5 protein-coding genes are annotated in these 4,696 nt (G+C 64.6%); 4 read left to right on the plus strand and 1 reads right to left on the minus strand.

From position 1 onward, the window contains the following. Positions 1-1,067 (minus strand): 4-hydroxyphenylacetate 3-hydroxylase N-terminal domain-containing protein (locus tag EN969_RS17785; RefSeq protein WP_127419279.1); only part of this gene is annotated, 1,067 nt, incomplete at its 3' end. 92 nt (positions 1,068-1,159) lie between these two features. Here EN969_RS17785 and EN969_RS17790 point away from each other — a divergent pair. The 4 genes from EN969_RS17790 to EN969_RS17805 all read left to right on the plus strand — a co-directional run bounded on the left by EN969_RS17790 (position 1,160) and on the right by EN969_RS17805 (position 4,611). Beyond that, positions 1,160-2,029: a helix-turn-helix domain-containing protein gene (locus EN969_RS17790; protein ID WP_013528539.1), complete on the plus strand. Its 870-nt coding sequence runs from the start codon at positions 1,160-1,162 to the stop codon at positions 2,027-2,029. Between the two features lie 206 nt (positions 2,030-2,235). Beyond that, positions 2,236-2,724 (plus strand): hypothetical protein, encoded by a 489-nt coding sequence (locus EN969_RS17795; protein ID WP_013528538.1) that lies wholly within the window; start codon positions 2,236-2,238, stop codon positions 2,722-2,724. Between the two features lie 178 nt (positions 2,725-2,902). Then, positions 2,903-3,997, plus strand: a complete 1,095-nt coding sequence (locus EN969_RS17800) for a transporter substrate-binding protein (protein ID WP_013528537.1) — start codon at positions 2,903-2,905, stop codon at positions 3,995-3,997. Then, on the plus strand, positions 3,994-4,611 hold the full coding sequence (locus tag EN969_RS17805; RefSeq protein WP_063169702.1) for an ANTAR domain-containing protein: 618 nt from the start codon (positions 3,994-3,996) through the stop codon (positions 4,609-4,611). The genes EN969_RS17800 and EN969_RS17805 overlap by 4 nt, the downstream gene beginning before the upstream one ends. Positions 4,612-4,696 lie beyond the last annotated feature (85 nt).

The following is a 4,696-nucleotide window of genomic DNA, read 5'->3' on the forward strand; positions in this document are numbered from 1 at the left end:
GCCATGGCGTTGGAAAAGCTCCAGAACATGTGCCTGAGCGCAATGACCTCGCCCAGTGCCGCCTGGTTGCCGCGGAAAGCATCGCCGCCCGTGGCGCGCAGCGCCTTGGCCAGCAGGCCGGCGAGAAAGTCGAGCTTGACGGCGAAACGCGTGCAGCCCTGGAAGCAGTAGCCATGCATGAAGCCGGAGGCCGGATGGAAGGACAGGATTTTTTGCGCATCGCGCAGCACCAGCACGTCCTCCCAGGGGATGAAGACATTGTCGAGCACCAGGATCGCGTCGTTCTCGTCGAAGCGCGACGACAGCGGATAGTCGAAGGGTGCCGCCACCGTGTTGGCCGTCTGCTCGTAGGAGACGCGGCAGAACATCTTTATCCCCGGCGCATTCATCGGCACGATGAACATCACCGACAGCGACGGATCCTCGGTCACCGTCGCCGACCCTTGCGCCAGGAAATTGTAGTGCGTCAGCGCCGAGGACGTCGCCACCACCTTGGCGCCGGACACGTAGATGCCGGCGTCCGTCTCCCTGTTGATGTGGACGAAGACATCCTTCACCTGTTCGGCCGGCTTGTGGCGGTCGATCGGCGGGTTGACGATGGCGTGGTTCATGAACAACGCGGCTTCCTGCGCGCGTTTGTGCCAGGACAGGGCATTGTCCTTGAACGGCCCGTACCAGTCGGCATTGGCGCCGAGCGTGTTCATCAGCGCCGCCTTGTAGTCGGGCGTGCGGCCCATCCAGCCATAGGACATGCGCGACCACTCCGCGATCGCCGTCTGCTGGGCAACAAGCTCGGCGGAAGACTTGGCAACGCGGAAATATTTGTGGGTGTAGCCGCCCGAGCCGGTGTCGGTTGGTGACGTCAGCGCGTCCCGCCGCTTTGGATCATGCAGGGCGTCGTAGAGGCGCGCCAGCGACCGCGCCGAATTGCGCATCGCCGGATGCGTGGTGACGTCGGCAATGCGTTCGCCGTTGATATAGACCTCGCGGCGATCGCGCAGGCTCTCCAGATACTCGGCCCCGGTGAATGGGCGTGCCTTATCGGTGCGGAAGTCTTCTGATCGCATGATGGTCCTCCTCTTAAGCCGTAACCCTAGCGCCCTGGGCATCGATCGGTTATGGACGGAACGGCAAAACCGATTGGACTTTTTCCGGCGTCATGAGCCAGAGATCCATCCCCGACTTCTTCGTCTATGGCGAGCCGGTGCGGCCGCTCGATGTCGGTTTTCTGCATGTCGAGACGGTGCTTGCGCGCGGCAATATCCATCTTGGTGAGGTCGCCGCGCACAAGCACCCGCAGATGGGTCAGATCACCTTCTGGACCAGCGGCTCCGGTACCTACCGCATCGAAGACCGATCCTGGGACTTTTCGGCGCCTGCCGTGAGTTTCGTGCCGAGCACTATCGTGCACGGCTTCTCGATCGGCCCCGGCACCGACGCCATCGTCGTCTCGGTCGCCGACGGCGCGCTTGCGGCCATCGCGGCTCACAGCCTGCTGCCGCTGGACCGGCCGGTCTTTGCCGACGGCATGCCGCAGCACGCAGCGTGGGCCAGATTGGCGGCGGTGCTGGAGATGATCGCCGCCGAATACGCCGAGGCGCAAGCCGGCAAAGACAGGGTCCTGCAGGCGCTGATCGCCGTCGCGCTCTCCCACATCGCGCGCCTCAGTCCCGAGACAAAGGATGCCACGGCGTCTTCTGATGCCTCACTGGCGTTGGGGCTGCGCCGGCTCGCCGATGCGCATTTCCGCGACAACTGGCCTGTTGATCGCTACGTCGAGGCGCTGGCCACGACGCCGCATCTTCTCGACAAGGCCAGCCGCGCGGTGCTGGGCAGCGGCGTCAAACGCGTCGTCGGTGAGCGACGGCTGCTGGAGGCCAAGCGGCTGCTGTTGTTCACCGTACGCTCGGTCGAGGACATCGCCTACGAGATCGGCTTCGACGACCCGGCGTATTTTTCACGATTCTTTCGCGCGCGGGTCGGCGAAGCGCCCGCGTCCTGGCGGCGGAAACAGTTGCAGGGTCATTGATGGGTGACCATGGATGCGGACCTTGGCGCGCCGTTCCGGCGCGAGCCCGCTTCCGCCAGGGCGTTGGCTTCCCGACCGGCCATGATGCAGCCACAGCCACTTTTTCGTGAAGCTGAACGGGTTGATCCGCTCGCCTGTCTGCCTAGGTAGAAAGGAGCGGCGGGCGCCACGCAAAATCTGACAATCGGGCAAATCTGACAGTCGGCATGATATTTTCCTGCATTCGAAAGCTTGGCCTCGCTGCTCTCTGTGTCGCCATCCAGTCTTCCTGCGTCGTTCCCGACGACACGTCGCGTATCGCCAAGGTTGATCCAACGGCGGCGGCTGCCCGCAAGGAGATGGTCGGCCTCAGCGAAGCCGATGTTCGAATGTGCGCCGGGTTTCCGACCGCCACCGCCGACGCCGGCCAATCGGGCCAGATCTGGACCTACAAGCGCATCGTCCAGCGCGGCAATCTCAGCATTGTGGTTCCGACGTTGGCGGTCGGCGCGATCCCGGCGGTCGGCGGCTCCGTCAATGTCGCTCCCGGCGGCTATTGCGATACGCAAATTCGCATGGTCGATGGCCGCGTCGCCGAAGTTGCCTATGCCGGCGACAACAATTTGCCGAACAGGCGCGACGCGCTTTGTGTCAGCACGGTGGACGCCTGTGTGACCTATGCCCGCCAACTCGGCCAGAGGCCGGCGGCCAAATAGCCGGCGGCAGCGAAACGGCGATGGCAGGTCATGCAAATGTCATTGAGGGCTTGACTGACCCGCCGGACCGAATACGCTAGCGCAAAATACCGGCTCTGATTGCCGGGCGGCAAAAATGCCTCGTATGCCTCGCCCTTCCGGCGCAGGCTGCGAGGCATTGTCATTTCTGGGGTCCTGTTTGAAACGGCGCATCGAGATCGGCATCCTGTATTCCCGCTCGGGGAGCTATCAGCTCGTCTCCGATGCGTGCCGCATCGGCGCCATGCGCGCCATAGCCGACATCAACGCCGATCGCAGCTCAGGCATCGAACTGGTGCCGGTGGAGCGCGATCCGCAAAGCAATGCGGACCGCTACGCAACGCTTTGCGAAGATATCTTCAAGACCAGCAGCGCACGCCATGTCATCGGCTGCGTCACCTCCTGGAGCCGCAAGGAAACCATTCCGGTCTTGGAGAAAGCCGGCGGCATGCTCTGGTACGCCTGCCCCTATGAGGGCTTCGAAGCCAATGAGCATGTCGTCTACATGCACGCCTGCCCCAACCAGCATCTGGTGCCGCTGATGGCGCATGTCGTGCCGCGTTTCGGCGCCAACGGCTTCCTGCTCGGCTCGAACTACATCTGGGGCTGGGAGATGAATCGCGTCGCGCGCGACCTGATCGCGGATGCCGGCGGCAAGGTGCTGGGCGAACGCTATCTGCGCATCGGCGAGACCGACGTGTCGCGGCTGATCGCGGAGATCCGCGCCACGCGGCCGAACTTCATCCTCAACAATTTGATCGGCACCTCGTCCTACGCCTTCCTCGCGGCCTATCGCGACCTGGGTCACGAGGATGCCGCCTTCAGTCCCGGGACTTGCCCCGTCATCTCCTGCAACCTGACCGAAGGTGAGCTGCCGGCGATCGGTGAATCCGGCAAGGGACATCTGTCGGTCGGGCCGTATTTCGCGCCGCGCCCGGCTGCCTTTGCCTCATCCTTCGAGGCCTCCGCCTATGCCTCGGTGCAGGTGATGGCCGACGTGCTCTCCAGCAATCCCGACGCCGGTCCGGCGGAATTCTCCAAAGCCTTCGCCGAACGCCGCTTCTCCACCCGGCTCGGTCCGATCGCCATCGACGCCCACTCGCAGCACGCGACACTGCCGGTGATCATCGGGCGCATCGCGGACGGCTTCTTCGAGGTCGTCAGCCGCGAAGACGAAGTCGCGCCGGATCCGTATCTGTCGCGCTACGACCCGGCAAAAACATTCGGCCGCCCGCGCCTGAGGGTGGTGTCGTGACCAGAGCCCCACGCATCCCCAATCTCGGCGGCGCCAGGGCGTTTATCCTGCATCGCCCACATCCGACGGTGCAGGCGATCACCAGGCAATTGTCGGCCATCGGGCTGATCACGCTGGATTGCTGGCCGGAACTGCCGCCCGAGACGCTGGCCGCCGATTTCGTCTTCTTCGACGCCGATCTCGGCTTTGACGAGCAGTTTCCGTGGAAGCCGGGCGAGGCACCGATGCCGCTGGTGGCGCTGATCGGTTCCGAGGCGCCGGGCCGCATCGAATGGGCGCTGTCGCATAAGGCCGATGCGCAGCTGCTGAAGCCGGTCGGCAATGCCGGCGTCTACAGCGCGCTGCTGATCGCGCGCCAGAGTTTCGAGGCGCGAAAACACCTGGCCAGCGAGATCGCCTCGCTTCGCCAGCGCGTTGCCGAACGCCAGACCATCGTTCGCGCGGTGACGGCACTGGCGAAAGGCGCCGATGACGGCCGCGCCTATGCGCAGCTGCGCTCGCTGGCGATGAGCTGGCAGATCAGCGTCGAGGATGCCGCGCGGCGGATCGTGGCAATGACAAGCGAAGAAGCAACGGGCGAAGAAGGCGACGATGACCAGTCCCATCGCGCCTGATCTCACCGCGCCAGGGCGCATGCCGGTCAAGCCGCGCGCCGGCGTCTGGCGCCGGCTGGTCAGGCGCCGTCTGGCTCTGCTCGGG

It is taken from the genome of Mesorhizobium sp. M7A.F.Ca.CA.003.01.2.1 (genome assembly GCF_003998945.1).
In the GTDB taxonomy this organism is placed as follows: domain Bacteria; phylum Pseudomonadota; class Alphaproteobacteria; order Rhizobiales; family Rhizobiaceae; genus Mesorhizobium; species Mesorhizobium ciceri.